Here is an 18,089-nt window from a genome sequence, read left to right on the forward strand (position 1 = left end):
TAACTAACATATGACATTAAGAGGCAAACAAAAAAGATATCTACGCAGTCAGGCACATCATTTACGTCCACTTTTCCAAGTTGGAAAAGAAGGCGTGTCTACTAACTGGTTAAACCAAATTCGCGAAGCAATTGAAAAACGCGAATTAATCAAAATTAACATGCTACAAAATGCAACAATTGATACAAATGAAGTTCGTATTTTTATTGAATCTAATAGTTCAATTCAAGTTGTTCAAGTGATTGGTCATACATTAGTGCTTTATCAAGCAGCAACAGATGTCGAAAATCGAGATATCTCTGACAAAGTTAATTTACTCGCTTAATTTAAAATTTTGAGGAGGTTTTTAGCTTGACTATTCAAGTCCAAAAATTAAAAGAAATTAATTTAGTTACGAAATTTAAGACTAAACCCATTCTTGATAATACGAAAAAGCGTGTTGGAATTCTCGGGGGTACGTTTAATCCGCCTCACTTAGGTCATTTAATAATTGCTGATCAAGTTTGTCAGCAATTAGGATTAAGTGAAGTTCGATTTATGCCGGATGCAACACCACCACATGTGGATAAAAAGGAAGCAATTGATGCAAAGTATCGCCTTGATATGGTTAATCAAAGTATCGCGGATAACGATAAGTTTAAGCTGGAAGATACTGAAATTAATCGCGGTGGTATTAGCTACACCTATGACACTGTGGTTGCTTTAAAAGCAGCTCATCCGGAAAATGATTACTATTTTATTATTGGCGGCGATATGGTAGATTATTTACCGAAATGGTCTCGTATTGATGAATTAGTAAAATTAGTACATTTTGTTGGAGTTAAACGAACGGGATTTGAACAAACAAGTCAGTATCCTATACTTTGGGTTGATGTACCAACAATTGATATTAGTTCAACACAAATTCGAGATAAGATAAAAAAAGGCTGTTCAATTAATTATTTAGTACCTAAGGCAGTCTCAAATTATATTGAGAAAGAAGGGTTGTATCGTGAATAATTTAGTTTATTCTAATAATCTTTTTAGTGGAACTAGAGAAGAATTAGTACAGATTTTGAAGGAAACTTTGAGTGAAAAAAGATTTCAGCATGTGTTAAATGTTGAAAAATCTGCAATTGAACTTGCTCAAAATAATAATGGTGATATTGAAAGAGCAAGTATTGCTGGACTTATTCATGATTATGCCAAGGAGCGGACAGATGACACCTTTATCAGAACAATTAAGCAAAAACATATGGATCCTGATTTATTAAATTGGGGGAATGCTATCTGGCATGGAATTGTTGGCGCAGAGTTGATACATGATGAATTAGGTATTACAGATGATAAAATTTTAACATCAATTGTGAAGCATACGACAGGCGATGTTGAGATGGATTTGTTGGATAAAATTGTCTACGTCGCTGATTTCATCGAAGAAGGTAGGACGTTCTCTGGCGTTCTTGAAGCACGAAAAAAAGCATTTGAAAGTTTGGATGCAGCTGTTGGATTTGAAACAAAACATACACTAAGTTATTTAATTAATACCAATAAAAGAGTGTATCCTAAAACAATTTTGACCTTTAATAAATGGGTCGCAGAATAGAGGAGTAATAATGAATAGTATAGAAAAATTAGAAATCGCAGTTAAGGCTGCTGACAGTAAACGTGGCGAAAAGACGGTGGCTATTGATGTCCATGAAATTAGTCTATTAGCTGATTATTTCATGGTGACACAAGCTGACTCAGCTCACCAAGTTAAGGCTATCGTCAAAGAAATTCAAGATCAAGAAGAACTAGCAGGTGTTGAAGTCCGTCGTATTGAAGGACGTAATTCAACTAGTTGGGTTTTATTAGATTTTGGAGATTTAATTGTGCATGTATTTAAAACTGAATCACGTGAATTTTATGATCTTGAAAAATTCTGGTCTGAAGGCGCATCTGTAGATTTATCAGCATGGATTGAAGAATAATGATTTATACCACCTTTTCAAAATTGTATGATCAATTAATGGATCCTGATTTATATGATTCTTGGCAAACATTTGTCGAAACACAAGTTCCTGATAAGAAAACTGAAATTCTTGAATTAGCTTGTGGTGCAGGTCAATTAGCAATTGCTTTAACGCAATCTGGTTATTCAGTCGTTGGTTTAGATTTATCTGAAGAAATGTTATCAATTGCTGACCAACACGCACAGGATGCGAATGTATCCTTGCCTTTAGTACAAGGTGATATGATGAATTTGGAAGAGGCAGAGTTACCACAATTTGATGCGGTAACTTGTTTTGCTGACTCATTTTGTTATTTACCTGACGCTGATGCTGTAGGAAACGTTTTTAAATCAATTCATGGATTACTACAAGAAAATGGTCGATTCATTTTTGATGTTATCTCAACCTATCAAACGGATGAGATTTATCCAGGTTATATGTACAACTATCAGGATGATGATCAAGCTTTTTTGTGGTCAACATTTAAAGATGAAGAGCCACACAGTGTCGTTCATGAATTAACTTTTTTTGTCAAAAATGATACTAACTGTCAATTTGAACGTCTAACTGAGGACCATCATGAACGAACATATTCAGTTAATACGTATACTGAATTGTTAAAAAATGCTGGATTTAAGAATATTAAAATTTCGGCTGATTTTGGCACAAGTCAAGTTGATGATAAAACAACAAGACTATTTTTTGTCTGCGATAAATAGGAGTGAGTTACTTGGACACGACTGGGGTTATTGTTGAATATAATCCGTTTCATAACGGACATTTGTATCAGATTAATCAAATAAAAGAAAAGTATCCTGATACGACGATTATTGCCCTTATGAGCGGACAATTCTTACAGAGAGGTATTCCAGCTGCACTTGATAAAGAGAGCCGTACGGAGCAAGCATTGCAATCTGGTGTTGATTTAATAGTTGAGTTACCCGTTGCATTTTCTGTTCAACCGGCTGATTTGTTTGCTCAAGGTGCCATTAAATTATTGGCCGGATTAAAGATAACCAGACTTGTTTTTGGTGCTGAACATCCTGATTTGGATTTTATGACTATCGCAACTGAAATTCAAACGTTAGATAGTGAGTTTAATCAGTTTAATGAAACGTATGCCACACAATATCAACGAGCTGTTTTTGAAAAAACAGGTGTTCAAATTAATCGGCCTAATGATTTGTTAGGTTTAGCTTATGCTGAAGCCTGCATAGCCGAAAAAGCCGAAATCCAGTTATGTCCGATTCAACGTATAGAGGCTGATTACCATGAAACAAAATTTGTTGATACTCAAAAAATTACAAGTGCAACAGCAATTAGATTAGCAGTTCAACATCAAGAATCGATTGTAGAAGTTGTTCCTAATCAAACTCGACTTGATTCAGAAAATGAAAGATGGGCCGATTGGACAGATTTTTGGCCATATCTTCGATATCAGTTGAGTCTATCAACACCAGGTCAATTATCGTCGATTTATGGCATGTCTGAGGGTATTGAGTATCGTTTGTTGCAGCAGTACGAAAAGTTGCCTGACGAGGCTAATTTTGATGATTGGGTCCAAGCCGTTAAGTCGAAACGAGTAACTTATACAAAAATCTCAAGACTAGCAACTTATATTTTGTTACAAATAAAGCAAAATGAAATTGACAAACAATATAAGCAGCCTTATTATCATGTCTTAGGGTTCTCAAAAAAAGGTCAAACGCTGCTTAATCATTTAAAAAAGGAAGTGCCATATCCTATAATAACAAAAATTAGTAAAAAGGATAAAGAGGGACTTTACCAATTAGATTATCGAGCAGGAATTATTTATGGGCTAGTTAGTCATAAAAAATCGGATCTTTTTAGAAGACCTAAACAAATTAATTAACATACTGTCAAGGATATACCATTGACAATGTTTTTAATCACAGGTATAATCATAAGCGTTGCATTAGGAGGCATATTTGCATGAAATGGTCCTTAGTTGAGTTAAAAAAACAAAGTGATGAACCACTTCAAGTTGACGAAATGTTAAACCTTTCCGAAGGATTAATGCTGCGCAACAAAACAATTACAGCTGTTTCAGAAGTCCATGTTACGGGCATTCTGTCAGCAGATCATCAAGATGTCATTGGTCATTTTAACGTTAGTTTAACAGTTGAAATGCCATCAACACGATCATTAAAGAGTGTCGATGTCCCATTAAATTTTTCAGTTGATGAATTTTATGTAGGCTATCGCGATAAAGCACTTGAACGGTTTGATAAAAATGATGTTGTAATTATTTTGGAAGAAGATATGCTCAATTTGAATTCTGTGATAGAGGATAATGTGTTATTACAGATTCCGATGCAGATACTGACTGATGATGAGAGAAAAGCAGAAGATTTACCAACCGGAGACGACTGGGAAGTTCTTACTGAAGATAAACTCGTACAGGTTAGAAAAGAAAAAGTTGATCCTCGATTTGCCTCATTACAAAATTTTTTTGATAATGATGGTTCTGAAGAGGAATAAACATAACAATACTTTTATTAAAAGTTTTGGATAATTTTAAAGGAGGTGTTTGATAATGGCAGTACCAGCACGTAAAACATCAAAAACACGTAAGAGAATGCGTCGTACGCATTACAAGTTAACTGTCCCAGGTATGAGCGCTTGCCCTAACTGTGGCGAATTAAGAAAATCACATTATGTATGTCCTAGCTGTGGTTTTTATGACGGAAAAGAAGTCGTAAAAGTAAACAACTAAATCTACATTAAGTAAAAAGCCTTAACAACCATGGTGTTAAGGCTTTTTCTGTACAAAAAAAATAAGATTCAATTGAATCTTATTTTTTTTCACTAATTTTCAAACTTATAATTTTGAAGTCTGTCTCTGGATCAAAAAATTGAAAAGGTAATTTGGCATGGCTTTCAATATAAGTTACATTTTTAGCCGGTGTTTTAACAGCCTTAAAAGTGGGCGATTTGATAGATTTAATTAAATCTATCAAATCTAGAAGTAATAACTCTGGTTTGTTACTAAGATTAGACCAGCCTGAAAATTCGGAACGATAATTTTTAAAGATTGTTTTTCTTATCGGACTGATGAAAGCATTACTACTGTCATTTTCGTAAGGAATTGACTGAGATGCGATAGTGTGCTGACTTGTGGTACTATAAATTTGAATTCGACTATCTTTTAAATCTAAAAAATCGGCCGTTAATAATTTGTCGTTAACTTGGACAACTAAGTCAAAAGTAGGGATATTGTTAGAAAATTCTGCTTTTGCGCGACTGTATAAAAAAGTATCGATGGCATAATATAATTCTTGTACTTCAACTAATTTCATATTTGAAAGACCTCCTGAAATCAGTATAACAAAAAAAGGTAAAATAGATAGGAATTTTTGATGTCTAGTGTATAATTGACGTTGAAAGTTAAATGGGTTTATTGACAAAGTCGGTAGCTGATACTTTCTTAGATTACATGGTTTTTGATTCACAAAAAATTAAAGAAATGTAGGAGGTATTATAATGGATAAAGCACAAATTGGTGTTATTGGAATGGCTGTTATGGGTAAAAATCTCGCATTGAATGCTGAGAGTCGTGGCCGTACGGTAGCTATTTATAATAGAACGGGAGCTAAAACTGAGCAAGTTATGAAAGACCACTCAGAAAAAAAATTAGTACCCAGCTACTCAATTAAGGATTTTGCAGATTCATTAGAAAAACCTAGAAGAATTATTATCATGGTAAAAGCTGGCAAACCAACTGATGCTGTTATTGCAGAACTATTACCATTCTTAGATAAAGGTGATGTTTTAATTGATGGTGGTAATACTTACTTTGAAGATACAGTACGCCGTAATGCAGAATTAGATAATTCTGGAATTAACTTTATTGGAATGGGCGTTTCAGGTGGCGAAATTGGTGCACTTGAAGGACCATCAATGATGCCAGGTGGCCAAAAAGAGGCATATGACCTTGTTGCACCAATTCTTGAGGAAATGTCTGCTAAAGCTAGCGATGGGACACCATGTGTGACTTATATCGGTCCTAACGGTGCTGGTCATTATGTTAAGATGGTTCATAATGGAATTGAATATGGTGATATGGAATTAATTTCTGAATCATATCATTTGTTAAGAGATTTATTAGGCCTCTCAGTTGATGAAATCGCTGATATCTTCTCTGACTGGAACAAAGGTGAATTGGATAGTTACTTGATCGAAATTACTGCTGATATCTTAACACGTAAAGATGATTTAGGCACTGGTAAACCTATTGTTGATGTTATCCTCGATCGTGCTGGAAATAAAGGTACTGGTAAGTGGTCATCACAGAGTGCACTTGAATTAGGTGTTCCTCAGTCAGTTATTTCTGAATCTGTTTATGCACGTTACATTTCAGCAATGAAAGAAGAACGTGTTGAAGCAAGTAAAGTTTTACCTAAACCAGAAGTTAAATTAGGTGAATTAGATAAAAAAGAATTAATTGAAAAAATTCGTGAAGCATTATACTTTAGTAAAATCATGAGTTATGCACAAGGATTTGAACAATTACGTGTTGCCTCAGAACATTATGAATGGGATTTAAACTTTGGTGATATGGCTAAGATTTGGCGTGCTGGATGTATCATTCGTGCCCGTTTCTTACAAAATATTACTGACGCATTTGACGAAAAAGCTGATTTAAATAACATCTTATTAGATGGTTACTTCAAAGATATTGTTAAAAAATATCAAGAATCAGTTCGAGATATCGTTGGTATTGCTGTTAAAGCTGGTATTCCAGTTCCTGGATTCAGTGCAGCAATTACGTATTACGATCAATACCGTTCAGAAGTTTTACCTGCTAATTTAATTCAAGCACAACGTGATTACTTTGGTGCTCATACGTATGAACGTACTGATAAACCAGGTTCATTCCACTATACTTGGTATACTGAACAATAAAAAAAGTTAATAAATATACTAAAAAAGGCTATCTAACAACGATTTAAAAGTTGTTAGATAGGCCTTTTTTTCTTTTGGTTACGCTTTTGGTTACGTTTGAGTTAAGTATCTAAATATTGTAATAGTTTTGAAGTTACTGTTATATAGATTTGGGTAATCCTTACATTGGAATGACCAAGTAGATCTTCAATGCTGTTAAAGGAGGTACCGACTCCATGTAAAATTAACAAACACAAAATTGTTATCACTCTTTAAAAATTAACGTTGATATCCTAAATTTGGAGAAGTGACTTTTCCAGTAGATTTATTGACGTCAAATTCTACCATGTGTGTTTCAGTATCGAAGACGGATACAATATATTTATTACCTTTATCTAAAGTATCGCTTGATTTAACTTTTGGTTCCCAGTCGCTTGTCTCATTATTGAATGATTTAAAATAGCTTAAAGCAAGTGATTCAGCTTTTGATTGCGTCATCTTAGTTGATGTAGATGAACTTGTAGATTTTTCAGTGGTAGTAACGTTATTTTTCTCAGCCTCAATACTAGAAGAGCTTGCGGCAATAGAACTTTCAGCTGCGGTAATTGAAGAACTTGCAGCTGAGATGCTAGATGCTTGAGCAGATGATTCTGATGATGCTTTACTTTCGGAAGTTGCTTTTTTTATGGACTCTTTCTTACTTGATTCCTTTTTAGCTTTTATAATACTAGATGATGCAGCCTCAGAAGATGAAGAATCCTTACTTGTATTCTTGCTATTCCCACATGCAGTTAGTGAAAGTAGTGTGATGGCAGTAATCCCGACTATTGTTATTTTTTTATTCATAACACAAATTCCTCCAAATATTTTTATAGTAAAAAGCGAGCAGTGGGAATTGAACCCACTCGAAGTATCTATACGCCCGTTATCTATTTGTTTAATTTAGTGTACTAGTACCATCCCTATAATTAAGAGTAACACCGGCCTCTACATTAAAAATGTAAGTATTGAATTTAATTGAGGAGCTACCAATAGATTGAGCTTCCATTTGTACGCCACGAGCAAGAAGTTCATCTCCTCTGAATATTGGAGTAACGCGGTATCTAATATAGTTATTAGGATGTTCTTTAAGGTAAGTAGCTATATCCATTTCATGGGCAAGCATTTCAGGTGCATTCAGTTCACGAGTACCCGTAATTAAATTCTTTGGATTATTGTTCTGACCTGATAATTGATAACCAATTAAATGGCTACGATTATATAACCATCCGTTACTAATACGTTTATTTTTCCAGCCAGTAGGGTTCCAAGTTAACCCTTCGCGTTTCGCGGTAGGCATTAAAGATTTACTTAACATTGCATTGGCGGTTCCAGCACGATTCAGAGAATCTAGGTTGCTGTACGCTTCCCAAGTACCTTTACTAGTAGATAGGGTGCTTTCGCTGAAAGTAGGAATATTATTATTAACTTCTATTTCAGATTTATCACTATAGTTTAGAGATGATAAATCAAGTGTCTTAGATTTTTTAGTTGTTTCTTTTTTTGAAGAATCTTTACTATCATATTTAGCTAACTTATTTTTTAATTCTTTGATTTCTTTGTTAAGTTTGTCTAATTTCACTTGTTCTTTATCAACTTTATTATTAATTTCTTCTGCTTGCTTTTTGGCAGTATAGTCGTAAGTAACATGTGAATCAGATTTTGCTAAAACGGTAGTCGTGTTACTGATACCAATAAAAGTGAATGATAAAATTAGAACACGTATTAATAAATGATTAGTTGATTTCATTATTTTTTCGCCTTTCTATATCCAGCATCTTGAGCGGCTTGTTCTGTTTGGAAAGTAATCGCATTTGATTTACTCATTTTATAACCAGTTTGACCGGGAGTATGGTAAATTTTAGAATTAGTATTACCGATGATGGATCCTCCGCCAGTAGTAACAGAATCTGCGTTAGATGAATCCGTAGATGTAGAATTATTTTCTTTTTGAACGCTGTTAAAATGTTCTTGTTCTTTTTTTGCAGCTAGTCTTTGAGAACTTTCAGATTTAGATTTAGCTTTAGATTCACTTTCTTTTTCAGAAGTGGCTTTAGATTCTTTCTCATTTAATTTTTTACTCAATGATTCAGCTTCAGATTCTTTTGAAGAAACTTCTTTTTTTATAGATTCATATTTTGACTCTGCCTTTTTCTTATCGGCAGAGCCAACTTTTGTTACGGTAGTAAGGGGCGATTGTTTTTTAGTTGGTTCGGCCTGACTAGTCATCCCAATGCCTACAAGTGAAATGATCAGTACAGCAGTAGGGTACCAAACCCGTTTCTTGATTTTAGTGTATATATTTGGATTTTTAGTTTTTGTCATAAATCTTTTAACTGTGTAGTAAATAATAAAATATATTGAAATAAAAAAAATAAGTGCAAATAAAACGTTCATAATACGTGTTCCTCCAAAGATTTTTGTAATGTAAAATAAGCAATAAAAATTGTCTCAGTAATAAAAGTTATGTTGGTAATCTTTTTAAGACAGAAAGCTTGATTGGGCGGAACTAGATTCTTTGACACTAGCATTTCTACTTGAAGAAGGTGCAGTGATACCAATTAGAACGAGTAAAATAAATGAGATTAGGAAACTAAATAATATTAATTTTCTTGCATGATTAGTATCCTTTTTGTTAATTTTTGCGATAATAAATTTAATAACATATACCAAAAATGTGATAAAAGTAGTAATAAATAAGAGAGCGAAAAAGATACTCATGTGGAAAATCCTCCAGAAATAATATTTTTAGTGAAATATTGCGTAATTAGATTATGATGGACATACTCTATATCAATACAATTTTACTATTAAACTTTATAATAGTATATGAAAATAATTATTAGATGAACGTTATGAATATGTCACATTGGGATTAACGTTAAGACGTTAGTTTATGGATATGAAAGAAAAATTAGGCTGAAAAAATCTATTGAATCCCGAAAATATAAAGAATTATTTGTATAAAAATAGAGTGGATTTTCCCACTCTATAAAAAGGCTAATTTTTGGAGTCACTACTGTTTAGAACTAAAATAAAATCGGTTTGGATAGCATCGCCTAAAACAAAATCATGTTGGCTATGTTTTGTTAAGCCTTGTTTTTCATAAAAGGAGAGGGCAGGTTTATTATGTTCCCAAACTCCCAACCAAAGTTGATCTTTTTTAAATTCTTTGGCAACCTCTTTAGATTTTTCAAATAGAAGTTGACCTAATCCCATTTTTTTGTGATTTTTGCGAATGTAAATTCGTTGGATTTCTAAGCCGTTCGGAAAGTCATCTTCAGTTTGTGCGTCGTTAATATTTAATTTTAAATATCCAGTTAACTCATCATTAACATGTACGAAGTAAAAGAATGCATTTGGATCATTTAATTCACTCGTTAATTGTGGTAAAGAATAAGCGGTATCCAAAAAATCTTGTAAATCTTTTGGATCGTTATCTGCAGCGAAAGTATCAGTAAAAGTTTCAATGCTAATCTTTTGTAATATTTCTAAGTCATTAATTGTGCAAAGTGTGATAATAGGTGTCATCGCTTTTTCTCCTTATATGTAATCTAAAATACTTATAGTAATAGTAGCCTAAAGCTGAAAAATAAACAAATATTAAAATAATATAGCATAATCCTTGACTCTGAGTGCACTCCAAGTGTTTAACTTAGTATATTAAATAAAAAGGGAGCGATTTAAATGAATACAGTTACATTAAATAATGGAGTGAAAATGCCACAACTAGGTTTTGGCGTGTATCAAATTCCTTTAGAAGAAACTGCAGAGGCAGTTTATCAAGCGATTAAAGTAGGATATCGATTACTAGATACAGCGATTGCCTATGGAAACGAAGTTGAAACTGGGGAAGCTATCCAAAGAGCGATCACTGAAGGATTAGTGACACGAGAAGAGTTGTTTGTCACAACCAAATTATTTATCCAACATGTTGGTGAAGAAAAGGCGATGAAGGCAATTGATGAATCACTAGAAAGAATGCAGTTAGATTATCTAGACTTATTCTTGATTCACCAACCATACGGTGATGTATATGGTGCTTGGCGCGCTTTAGCTACCGCACAATCTGCTGGGAAAATACGTGCTATTGGGGTGTCTAACTTTGATATCGGAAAATTAATAGAATTCTCTCATATGAATGGTGTGGCTAAAGTTCAAGTTAACCAAATAGAAGTGAACCCATGGAATCAACGTTTAACGGATGAAGCCTATCATGAAAAATTAAGCATTCAAATGGAAGCATGGGCACCTTTTGCTGAAGGCCGGTTAGACTTATTTAAAAATGAAACATTGTCAAAAATTGGTAAACAATACGGTAAATCAGTTGGACAAGTTATTCTAAAATGGTTAATGCAACGTGGTATTGTAGCACTTGCTAAATCTGTGAGACCGGAACGAATGGCAGAAAATATCGACATATTTGATTTTGAATTAACAGTGGAAGACATGGCAACTATTACTGCCTTAGACAAACAAGAATCTGCCTTCTTTGATCATAATGATCCAGAAAGAGTTGAACGGTTCATGGAATTATTGTCATAAATTACCTGAAGTAAAGTTATTTTGCCAATGGTAAATAAAATATAAGTATAAGTATATAACGGAAAAGAAGCATTTGGGATAATTTTATCTATTTGAAGTGGAACCCCCTAAGTTGGAGAAAAATCTAACTTAAGGGGTTTTATTGTGTTCTTAGTTGAAATAAAGGAAAAAACTTTAATAGTTAACCAATGAGGTAGTATGGAATAAGATAATCCGTAACTATTTTTTAAGACGCTAAGGTATAATTTCGATATTCTAATATCCTAACTTAACGGCACACTTAGAAAATATAATGTGGTTTGGTGGAATTATTTTGTCAGAGAATAAAACCTTTTCATATAAGGTTTTTGAAGAAGTTATTTTGAGTATGCTGAATGGAGAAATCCGTGTTAACGTTGTAAAAGAAATTGAAATGGCAAAATTTATAATTGAATTATCGGTTTTACTGATTAAAGCTGCTGGTATCGAATAACTAATTCCAATTTTTAGTTTTCATTTTAATAAAGCGTTAATGATATATTTTTTAAAGTTAACGGTTTGTTATATTAATTTTATTACTCTTTTAGTTAATAATATATTAAAAAAACGGTTAAAAAGTGCTTGAATACCTATATGAGTTGAGCAGTGCAAAGTGTATGCAAGAATATCATTTAATGGTAGAATAAGAAAAGTAAGATATCGGTTAAAAATTGTGTGTATATGGATGAGAAAATAAAATAAAACTAACAGGAGATCATGAAAATATGAGTCGTATTCTAATAATTGAAGATGAAAAAAATTTAGCGCGCTTTGTTGAATTAGAATTACAACATGAAGGATTTGAAACTGAGGTTCATTTTGATGGGCGAACGGGTCTAGAAGCTGCTTTAAATGAAGATTGGGATTCAATTCTACTTGATTTAATGTTACCTGAATTAAATGGTCTTGAGGTTTGTCGCCGTGTACGACAAGTTAAAAATACACCAATCATTATGATGACGGCTCGTGATTCAGTTATTGACCGCGTATCTGGCTTAGACCATGGAGCAGATGATTATATTGTTAAACCATTTGCAATCGAAGAATTATTGGCGCGTTTACGTGCATTGTTACGTCGTATTGATATAGAGGGTGAACAAAATGTTGCAAAACAGACAACTGTCACTTACCGTGATTTAACAATTGAAAAAGAAAATCGTGTTGTTCGTCGTGATGAAGAAGTTATTGAGCTAACCAAACGTGAATATGAACTACTTTTAGCTTTAATGGAAAGTGTTAATGTTGTTTTAGCTAGAGATGTTTTATTAGCTAAAGTTTGGGGATATGAATCAGAAGTTGAAACAAACGTTGTGGATGTTTATATTCGTTACTTACGAAATAAAATAGATCGTAGCGGTGAAGAAAGTTATATTCAAACGGTCAGAGGAACAGGGTACGTAATGAGATCATGAGAAAAAAAATAACCCAGCATCCAAAAGAAGTAAGACGTATGTCACTTAAATGGAAATGGGCATTAGGAACGGCAATAGGTGTTTTACTTATATTTGCCGTTTTTTCTGCGCTTATTTTTCAGAGTTTTAGTGGCGTTTTATTAGATAAAGAAAAAAAAGATGTACAAGATACTTTAAGAACGGTGACGCAACAGTTAAGTCGTGAGAATCAAGACTTAACAATTTCAAGTACTGCACAACATTTAAAACCGATAAATGCAGATTCTCGACCAGATAAAGACGAAAATAACTTGTACTCAAATGCAGTAATTGTTAATTTATCAAGAGAAAATATTGCAGTAGGTGTTTATAATTTGAAGCAACAAGAAGTTTTTGCTTCAAGAAATTTAAACGTACCATTTGTTAAAAAAAATAAAATGACGTTTACTAGCCAAACAATTGATGGCGCAAATGGATATGTTGCTAGAAGAGCTATTTATTCATCTAAAACTGGCAAAAAAATCGGGTATGCACAAGTAACTAATGCTTTAGAAAATTACCATAAAATTAGTAATAAATTAATTCTAATTTTTATTGTTTTAATTATTACGGCAACCTTTGGTAGTGCTATATTAGGGTATATCCTGGCATCTTGGTTACTGAGACCGATTGAAGTAGTGAACGAAACTATTGATATTATTAATGAAGGCGAAACACCAATTGGACATGTACGTGTCCCAGATATGCATAGAAATGATGAGTTATCTGATTTGGCGGACTTGTTCAATAGTATGCTAGATAGGATGGAGCGCTACGTTGATCAACAGCAACAATTTGTTGAAGATGTCTCACATGAGTTAAGAACCCCTGTAGCAATAATTCAAGGTCATATGGAATTATTGAACAGGTGGGGTAAAGATGATCCGGCAGTTCTAGCGGAGTCGATTGAAGCATCTTTGCAAGAAATTAATCGTATGAAGAGTTTAGTTCAAGAAATGCTTGATTTATCAAGAGCTGAACAAGTAGAGATGACATTTAAAAATGAGTTAGTTGATGTCCGATTAGTTGTTTTACAAATTTTCAATGATTTTAAAATGATACATCCCGATTTTACGTTTATTTTAGATGAAGATTTTAATGGAGAAAGTTTGGTAAAAATATCGCATAATCACTTAGAACAAGTTTTAATTATTCTAATGGATAATGCCGTTAAATATTCAGAAACAAGAAAAGAAATTCATATTTCAGCATCAAAAGATATGAAAATGGTTCAAATTGCTATTCAAGATTTTGGTGAAGGAATTTCTAAAGATGACTTAAAAAATGTTTTTAATCGCTTCTATCGCGTTGATAAAGCTAGAAGTCGTGATAAAGGCGGTAATGGTCTTGGATTATCAATCGCACAAAAACTCATTATGGGTTATAAAGGAACATTAGTGGTAGAAAGTGTTGAGAAGCGTGGTTCAATATTCAGAATTTCGTTGCCTCTAGCTACTACTAAACCAACCGAAAAGATAAGAAGAGACTAGTGTTGAAATGCAATACAAAAATTTAGACAGTATAATAAAAAAAGCTTACCATTCTTAGAGCAATTCTAAGAATGGTAAGCTTTTTTTAATGGTTAATCTTTATTTGCGGTTTTGTTTACCAGCATTACGATTACGATTATTTTTTGCTACATTTGAAAGATTATCTTCAACATTATCAATTGTTTGTTCCACTGTTTCTTCAACAGCATCAATTGTTGAACGTTCTCTAACAATTGGTGGGTTCTTAGCAAGTTCAGCTTGAATTTCGCGACGAATCTTAGGACGCATTAACATAATTATAAATGTTTGAACACAAGCGAAGAGGCCACCGATGAAGAAGTAGAGACCAATACCTGCTGGCGCACTCATTGTAACAAAGACCATCATAACTGGACTAGCAATTAACATTGTTTGCATTGTTTTCTTTTGTTCTGGCGGAATGCCAATTGTTGAAATGAATCCTTGACCCAAATACACAATGAAACATAGCACAGTAAAGATAATTGATGGTGTACCTAATTTAATGCTAAAGAAGACAGCATCCTTTAATTCTGAAGAATATAAGATTGCAGCGTATAGCGCAGCAAAAATTGGCATTTGAACTAATAATGGTAGGCAGCCAATTCCGCCAGTCATGCTGACGTTGTTATCTTTATAAAGTGCCATCATTTCTTGACTGATAGCTGCTTTTTCTTCTGAACTTTTAGCATTTTTTTGTCGTTCTTGAATGACTTTTAATTGTGGTTGAATCGAACCCATTTTTTCTTGTTGAACGGTCGCTTTTTTCGATTGATTAATCATCATTGGCATAAGTGCCAAGCGAATGACGATTGAGATAACGATAATTGCTAGACCGTAGTTGTTACCTAGATGAGCGGATAACCAGTCAAGCAATCCCTGAGTTGGTTTTGCTAAATAGTCGTAAACCATCCCAAAAGGATTACCATTCTTGTCTCTGCGGACGCATCCCGATAGGAACAGGACAAGCGCCATGAATATTGGGAGCATTGTTAAACGTTTAATCTTTTTCATTAATATATTTTCCCCTCTTAAAGTGACTATATCGATTACTATACTTTAAATATAGGGGGATTTCAATGGGCTATAAATAAATCGTAATTAGTAAATAACGGTAAAGGCAGTCGGCATATAATTAGTTAAGGAGGTTTCTTTATAATCAGTCACCTTACCGGCTGGTGTAGGTGAATTTTTAACTTTTTGAATAAATTTTTCTAATTGGGTATTATCTGAACTACTTGCTTTAATTGTGACGCTGTCATCAAAATTATTTTGTACTGACCCGTAGATGCCTAGATCATCGGCTAATCTCTTCGTCGTATATCTGAAGCCAACACCCTGCACGCGACCAAAAACAGTTATTTGAATAGCACTCATAATGTAATCCCTCCATATTATAAAGTAGATATAGGCATTTATTGCTTTCATTATAACTGGAAAAGATGATAATGACCAACTAATGCTATTTTAAATATGCTATAATTATTTCCAATAGTAAGAGGGGTACATTTATGGAAAAAATTAATTCAACACAGAATGCTAAGATTAAATACTGGAAAAAATTACAAACTAAAAAAGGTCGTAAAAAGGAAAATAAATACCTTTTAGAAGGCTGGCATTTAGTTAAAGAAGCACTCATGGCAAACACAAAAATTGAATATTTGCTTGTTACTAATGATTTTAGATATTTTGATGAAATAGCCGATACGACAATTGAGCAAGTAGAAATCTCATCTGAAGTTAGTTTATATCTTGCTGACACGAGTACGCCACAAGGTATTTACGCGGTAACTGAGATGGAAGAAAATCAACAATTATCAGTTGACCATTTAACTGGTGGCTGGTTAATGCTAGATGGTGTTCAAGATCCAGGAAATATTGGAACAATGGTTAGAACTGCCGATGCTGCCGGTTTAACAGGTGTCATTTTTGGTGAGGGTAGTGCAGATAGTCATCATCCTAAAGTTTTACGTTCGATGCAGGGAAGCCAATTTCATGTTCAATTAGTGGATGCCGATTTAATGGAAGTTACTACCTTATTCAAAGAAAATAATATTGCTATTTATGGTTCTGAATTAAATGAAGATGCACTTAGTTATCGTGAGATTTCTGCTACAGATAATTTTGGTTTAATTATGGGAAATGAAGGTAACGGGATGCGTAATGACCTGTTAAATGAAACGGATGCTAATTTATATATTCCAATTAAAGGTCGTGCTGAATCGTTAAATGTCGCTATTGCTGCAGGTGTACTAATGTTTCATCTTAAAGCTTAATTATGATATTTGGTGAAATTATTACGATTTACTAAAGATAACTGATTGCGCTTGCAATAGGTGCTCAATCAGTTATGATGGAGATAGGAAAAAATATTTTGGGGGCGTACTAGTATATGAAAAAAGATTCGTATCTTGATGATGAATTATATATGAGTTATGTTGGAGACCTTTTGGCAAAACCAGAAGTTCAAAGATTAAGTGAATATACACAACATCATTTTTCTACTCGATTAGAACATTCAATCTCAGTTTCCTATGACAGTTATCGTATCGCTAAAAGATTACATTTAAATGCAAAAGCAACGGCAAGGGCCGGATTATTACATGATTTATTTTACTACGATTGGCGTACAACTAAATTCGATCGCGGTACACATGCTTGGATTCATCCGCGTATCGCTATTAGAAATGCAGAGAAGTTAACGACATTATCTGATTTAGAAAAAGATATCATCATGAAACATATGTGGGGTGCTACTGTTGCACCACCTAAATATCCAGAGGGATATATTGTAACCATGGTTGATAAATATGAAGCAACAAGTGAAGTTTCATCACCGTTAAAAAATAAATCAAAACATAGCTTTCAGCAATTAATTGCAATTTTAAAATAGTTTTAAAAAGGATAGGCCTACAGGCTTATCCTTTTTGTTTTTTCGAAAACGAACCAATTTGTTTACTTTTTGTTAGTTAATGATAAAATATAGTAATAAAGTAACTGAGGAGGGGTTAATTATGCAAGTTGTTCAAGAAAAAACAAATTATGAAATGTGTCCTAAATTTGAAAAAACTTTTTCAATATTAGGTAAAAAATGGAACGGTTTAATTATTAACGTTTTATTGGATGAAGGACCTCAACGATTTAAAGAATTAGCTCAAAAGGTTGATAAATGCAGTGACCGTGTATTAGTTGAACGTTTAAAAGAACTTGAAGATACTAATATTATCTCAAGAGTCGCCATCGGTGAAACTAGTCGTAGTTTTTATGAGCTTACTGAACAAGGAAAAGACATGAAAAATATGATGGATAGCGTCCATACATGGTCAGAAAAGTGGTATACACTTAAAGATTGCGAGTAAGACTTGACGATAGGCTTTGATACCTTTAAACTATGAATATAGAATAAAGGCTTAGACAGAAAATAGTAGATATTTTTCTTGGATTTAAAGGGATGGTTAGCTAGACTGAAACTAACCAATAAATAAAATATTGAATTCACTTCTAGAGCTGTTAATTAATGTAGGCTAACTTAAATCATGCAATTAACCGGTTAATGGCCGTTATCATTTTGAGTGTTTGGGAATTTGTATTCTCAAAAACAAGGGTGGTACCGCGAGACCTCGTCCCTTTTTAGGACGGGGTCTTTTTGTGTCTAAAATCTATCAAAACAA

The 18,089-nt window shown here is 33.4% G+C and carries 23 protein-coding genes and 1 other annotated feature; of the genes, 16 read left to right on the plus strand and 7 right to left on the minus strand.

The window, feature by feature from the left end; genetic code table 11:
- The first annotated feature begins 10 nt into the window (after positions 1 to 10).
- The 8 genes from yhbY to rpmF all read left to right on the plus strand — a co-directional run bounded on the left by yhbY (position 11) and on the right by rpmF (position 4,710).
- Complete coding sequence (gene yhbY / locus AC1RPH_RS02250; RefSeq protein ID WP_409022685.1) at positions 11 to 325, plus strand: ribosome assembly RNA-binding protein YhbY; 315 nt, start codon at positions 11 to 13, stop codon at positions 323 to 325.
- A gap of 26 nt (positions 326 to 351) precedes the next feature.
- Entirely contained in the window at positions 352 to 999 is a 648-nt protein-coding gene (locus tag AC1RPH_RS02255; protein WP_481761204.1) for a nicotinate-nucleotide adenylyltransferase, read from the plus strand.
- On the plus strand, positions 992 to 1,585 hold the full coding sequence (yqeK, locus tag AC1RPH_RS02260) for a bis(5'-nucleosyl)-tetraphosphatase (symmetrical) YqeK (RefSeq protein ID WP_481761205.1): 594 nt from the start codon (positions 992 to 994) through the stop codon (positions 1,583 to 1,585). The genes AC1RPH_RS02255 and yqeK overlap by 8 nt, the downstream gene beginning before the upstream one ends.
- A gap of 10 nt (positions 1,586 to 1,595) precedes the next feature.
- Positions 1,596 to 1,952 (plus strand): ribosome silencing factor, encoded by a 357-nt coding sequence (rsfS, locus tag AC1RPH_RS02265; RefSeq protein ID WP_481761206.1) that lies wholly within the window; start codon positions 1,596 to 1,598, stop codon positions 1,950 to 1,952.
- Positions 1,952 to 2,692, plus strand: coding sequence for a class I SAM-dependent methyltransferase (locus AC1RPH_RS02270; protein WP_481761207.1), 741 nt, complete (start codon positions 1,952 to 1,954; stop codon positions 2,690 to 2,692). The genes rsfS and AC1RPH_RS02270 overlap by 1 nt, the downstream gene beginning before the upstream one ends.
- 2 nt (positions 2,693 to 2,694) lie before the next feature.
- Positions 2,695 to 3,846 carry a nucleotidyltransferase gene (locus tag AC1RPH_RS02275; protein ID WP_481761208.1) on the plus strand — a complete coding sequence of 384 codons (1,152 nt, stop codon included), beginning with the start codon at positions 2,695 to 2,697 and terminating at the stop codon, positions 3,844 to 3,846.
- Positions 3,847 to 3,926: 80 nt separating this feature from the next.
- On the plus strand, positions 3,927 to 4,475 hold the full coding sequence (locus AC1RPH_RS02280) for a YceD family protein (RefSeq protein WP_409022679.1): 549 nt from the start codon (positions 3,927 to 3,929) through the stop codon (positions 4,473 to 4,475).
- A 55-nt stretch (positions 4,476 to 4,530) separates the two neighbouring features.
- Positions 4,531 to 4,710 carry a 50S ribosomal protein L32 gene (gene rpmF, locus AC1RPH_RS02285; RefSeq protein ID WP_057973392.1) on the plus strand — a complete coding sequence of 60 codons (180 nt, stop codon included), beginning with the start codon at positions 4,531 to 4,533 and terminating at the stop codon, positions 4,708 to 4,710.
- A gap of 79 nt (positions 4,711 to 4,789) precedes the next feature.
- Here rpmF and AC1RPH_RS02290 read toward each other — a convergent pair whose 3' ends face one another.
- Positions 4,790 to 5,293: a hypothetical protein gene (locus AC1RPH_RS02290; RefSeq protein WP_481761209.1), complete on the minus strand. Its 504-nt coding sequence runs from the start codon at positions 5,291 to 5,293 to the stop codon at positions 4,790 to 4,792.
- Positions 5,294 to 5,477: 184 nt separating this feature from the next.
- Here AC1RPH_RS02290 and gndA point away from each other — a divergent pair, with 184 nt between their 5' ends.
- The gene (gene gndA, locus AC1RPH_RS02295) at positions 5,478 to 6,899 is read left to right on the plus strand and encodes an NADP-dependent phosphogluconate dehydrogenase (protein ID WP_481761210.1); all 1,422 of its coding nucleotides are present in this window, start codon (positions 5,478 to 5,480) and stop codon (positions 6,897 to 6,899) included.
- Between the two features lie 258 nt (positions 6,900 to 7,157).
- On the opposite strand, the gene AC1RPH_RS02300 is transcribed toward gndA, so the two are convergent.
- The 4 genes from AC1RPH_RS02300 to AC1RPH_RS02315 all read right to left on the minus strand — a co-directional run bounded on the left by AC1RPH_RS02300 (position 7,158) and on the right by AC1RPH_RS02315 (position 10,448).
- Positions 7,158 to 7,724 (minus strand): hypothetical protein, encoded by a 567-nt coding sequence (locus AC1RPH_RS02300; RefSeq protein ID WP_481761211.1) that lies wholly within the window; start codon positions 7,722 to 7,724, stop codon positions 7,158 to 7,160.
- A 91-nt stretch (positions 7,725 to 7,815) separates the two neighbouring features.
- The gene (locus tag AC1RPH_RS02305; RefSeq protein WP_481761212.1) at positions 7,816 to 8,667 is read right to left on the minus strand and encodes a DNA/RNA non-specific endonuclease; all 852 of its coding nucleotides are present in this window, start codon (positions 8,665 to 8,667) and stop codon (positions 7,816 to 7,818) included.
- Positions 8,667 to 9,314 (minus strand): sunset domain-containing protein, encoded by a 648-nt coding sequence (locus tag AC1RPH_RS02310; protein ID WP_481761213.1) that lies wholly within the window; start codon positions 9,312 to 9,314, stop codon positions 8,667 to 8,669. Before AC1RPH_RS02310 ends, AC1RPH_RS02305 begins: the two co-directional genes overlap by 1 nt.
- A gap of 603 nt (positions 9,315 to 9,917) precedes the next feature.
- Complete coding sequence (locus AC1RPH_RS02315; RefSeq protein WP_481761214.1) at positions 9,918 to 10,448, minus strand: GNAT family N-acetyltransferase; 531 nt, start codon at positions 10,446 to 10,448, stop codon at positions 9,918 to 9,920.
- A gap of 156 nt (positions 10,449 to 10,604) precedes the next feature.
- Between AC1RPH_RS02315 and AC1RPH_RS02320 the strand changes: the two genes are divergently transcribed.
- The 4 genes from AC1RPH_RS02320 (at position 10,605) to AC1RPH_RS02335 (ending at position 14,400) form a co-directional block, all read left to right on the plus strand.
- Positions 10,605 to 11,462 carry an aldo/keto reductase gene (locus AC1RPH_RS02320; protein ID WP_481761215.1) on the plus strand — a complete coding sequence of 286 codons (858 nt, stop codon included), beginning with the start codon at positions 10,605 to 10,607 and terminating at the stop codon, positions 11,460 to 11,462.
- Positions 11,463 to 11,775: 313 nt separating this feature from the next.
- Positions 11,776 to 11,934, plus strand: coding sequence for a hypothetical protein (locus AC1RPH_RS02325; protein WP_481761216.1), 159 nt, complete (start codon positions 11,776 to 11,778; stop codon positions 11,932 to 11,934).
- A 271-nt stretch (positions 11,935 to 12,205) separates the two neighbouring features.
- Complete coding sequence (locus AC1RPH_RS02330; protein WP_409022671.1) at positions 12,206 to 12,892, plus strand: response regulator transcription factor; 687 nt, start codon at positions 12,206 to 12,208, stop codon at positions 12,890 to 12,892.
- Positions 12,893 to 12,930: 38 nt separating this feature from the next.
- Positions 12,931 to 14,400: a HAMP domain-containing sensor histidine kinase gene (locus AC1RPH_RS02335; protein ID WP_481761217.1), complete on the plus strand. Its 1,470-nt coding sequence runs from the start codon at positions 12,931 to 12,933 to the stop codon at positions 14,398 to 14,400.
- 99 nt (positions 14,401 to 14,499) lie between these two features.
- On the opposite strand, the gene yidC is transcribed toward AC1RPH_RS02335, so the two are convergent.
- On the minus strand, positions 14,500 to 15,432 hold the full coding sequence (yidC, locus tag AC1RPH_RS02340; RefSeq protein WP_409022669.1) for a membrane protein insertase YidC: 933 nt from the start codon (positions 15,430 to 15,432) through the stop codon (positions 14,500 to 14,502).
- Positions 15,433 to 15,519: 87 nt separating this feature from the next.
- Positions 15,520 to 15,795, minus strand: coding sequence for an acylphosphatase (locus AC1RPH_RS02345; protein ID WP_481761218.1), 276 nt, complete (start codon positions 15,793 to 15,795; stop codon positions 15,520 to 15,522).
- A gap of 134 nt (positions 15,796 to 15,929) precedes the next feature.
- Between AC1RPH_RS02345 and AC1RPH_RS02350 the strand changes: the two genes are divergently transcribed.
- The 3 genes from AC1RPH_RS02350 to AC1RPH_RS02360 all read left to right on the plus strand — a co-directional run bounded on the left by AC1RPH_RS02350 (position 15,930) and on the right by AC1RPH_RS02360 (position 17,777).
- Complete coding sequence (locus tag AC1RPH_RS02350) at positions 15,930 to 16,694, plus strand: TrmH family RNA methyltransferase (protein WP_481761219.1); 765 nt, start codon at positions 15,930 to 15,932, stop codon at positions 16,692 to 16,694.
- 116 nt (positions 16,695 to 16,810) lie between these two features.
- On the plus strand, positions 16,811 to 17,311 hold the full coding sequence (locus AC1RPH_RS02355) for an HD domain-containing protein (RefSeq protein ID WP_409022666.1): 501 nt from the start codon (positions 16,811 to 16,813) through the stop codon (positions 17,309 to 17,311).
- Between the two features lie 121 nt (positions 17,312 to 17,432).
- Positions 17,433 to 17,777 (plus strand): winged helix-turn-helix transcriptional regulator, encoded by a 345-nt coding sequence (locus tag AC1RPH_RS02360; RefSeq protein WP_481761220.1) that lies wholly within the window; start codon positions 17,433 to 17,435, stop codon positions 17,775 to 17,777.
- Between the two features lie 43 nt (positions 17,778 to 17,820).
- Positions 17,821 to 18,049, plus strand: a binding site (T-box leader).
- Positions 18,050 to 18,089 lie beyond the last annotated feature (40 nt).

This window comes from Dellaglioa sp. CoH-57-MRSF-16, from assembly GCF_056782055.1.

What these genes read in the sequence shown, in the direction of transcription:
- AC1RPH_RS02305 (WP_481761212.1), bottom strand. Translation starts at nt 8,667, where the DNA reads ATGAAATCAACTAATCATTTATTAATACGTGTTCTAATTTTATCATTC.
- AC1RPH_RS02335 (WP_481761217.1), top strand. Translation starts at nt 12,931, where the DNA reads ATGTCACTTAAATGGAAATGGGCATTAGGAACGGCAATAGGTGTTTTA.
- AC1RPH_RS02315 (WP_481761214.1), bottom strand. Translation starts at nt 10,448, where the DNA reads ATGACACCTATTATCACACTTTGCACAATTAATGACTTAGAAATATTA.
- yidC (WP_409022669.1), bottom strand. Translation starts at nt 15,432, where the DNA reads ATGAAAAAGATTAAACGTTTAACAATGCTCCCAATATTCATGGCGCTT.
- gndA (WP_481761210.1), top strand. Translation starts at nt 5,478, where the DNA reads ATGGATAAAGCACAAATTGGTGTTATTGGAATGGCTGTTATGGGTAAA.
- rpmF (WP_057973392.1), top strand. Translation starts at nt 4,531, where the DNA reads ATGGCAGTACCAGCACGTAAAACATCAAAAACACGTAAGAGAATGCGT.
- yhbY (WP_409022685.1), top strand. Translation starts at nt 11, where the DNA reads ATGACATTAAGAGGCAAACAAAAAAGATATCTACGCAGTCAGGCACAT.
- AC1RPH_RS02270 (WP_481761207.1), top strand. Translation starts at nt 1,952, where the DNA reads ATGATTTATACCACCTTTTCAAAATTGTATGATCAATTAATGGATCCT.
- AC1RPH_RS02300 (WP_481761211.1), bottom strand. Translation starts at nt 7,724, where the DNA reads ATGAATAAAAAAATAACAATAGTCGGGATTACTGCCATCACACTACTT.
- AC1RPH_RS02350 (WP_481761219.1), top strand. Translation starts at nt 15,930, where the DNA reads ATGGAAAAAATTAATTCAACACAGAATGCTAAGATTAAATACTGGAAA.
- AC1RPH_RS02290 (WP_481761209.1), bottom strand. Translation starts at nt 5,293, where the DNA reads ATGAAATTAGTTGAAGTACAAGAATTATATTATGCCATCGATACTTTT.
- AC1RPH_RS02330 (WP_409022671.1), top strand. Translation starts at nt 12,206, where the DNA reads ATGAGTCGTATTCTAATAATTGAAGATGAAAAAAATTTAGCGCGCTTT.
- AC1RPH_RS02280 (WP_409022679.1), top strand. Translation starts at nt 3,927, where the DNA reads ATGAAATGGTCCTTAGTTGAGTTAAAAAAACAAAGTGATGAACCACTT.
- AC1RPH_RS02320 (WP_481761215.1), top strand. Translation starts at nt 10,605, where the DNA reads ATGAATACAGTTACATTAAATAATGGAGTGAAAATGCCACAACTAGGT.
- rsfS (WP_481761206.1), top strand. Translation starts at nt 1,596, where the DNA reads ATGAATAGTATAGAAAAATTAGAAATCGCAGTTAAGGCTGCTGACAGT.
- AC1RPH_RS02355 (WP_409022666.1), top strand. Translation starts at nt 16,811, where the DNA reads ATGAAAAAAGATTCGTATCTTGATGATGAATTATATATGAGTTATGTT.
- AC1RPH_RS02360 (WP_481761220.1), top strand. Translation starts at nt 17,433, where the DNA reads ATGCAAGTTGTTCAAGAAAAAACAAATTATGAAATGTGTCCTAAATTT.
- AC1RPH_RS02310 (WP_481761213.1), bottom strand. Translation starts at nt 9,314, where the DNA reads ATGAACGTTTTATTTGCACTTATTTTTTTTATTTCAATATATTTTATT.
- AC1RPH_RS02345 (WP_481761218.1), bottom strand. Translation starts at nt 15,795, where the DNA reads ATGAGTGCTATTCAAATAACTGTTTTTGGTCGCGTGCAGGGTGTTGGC.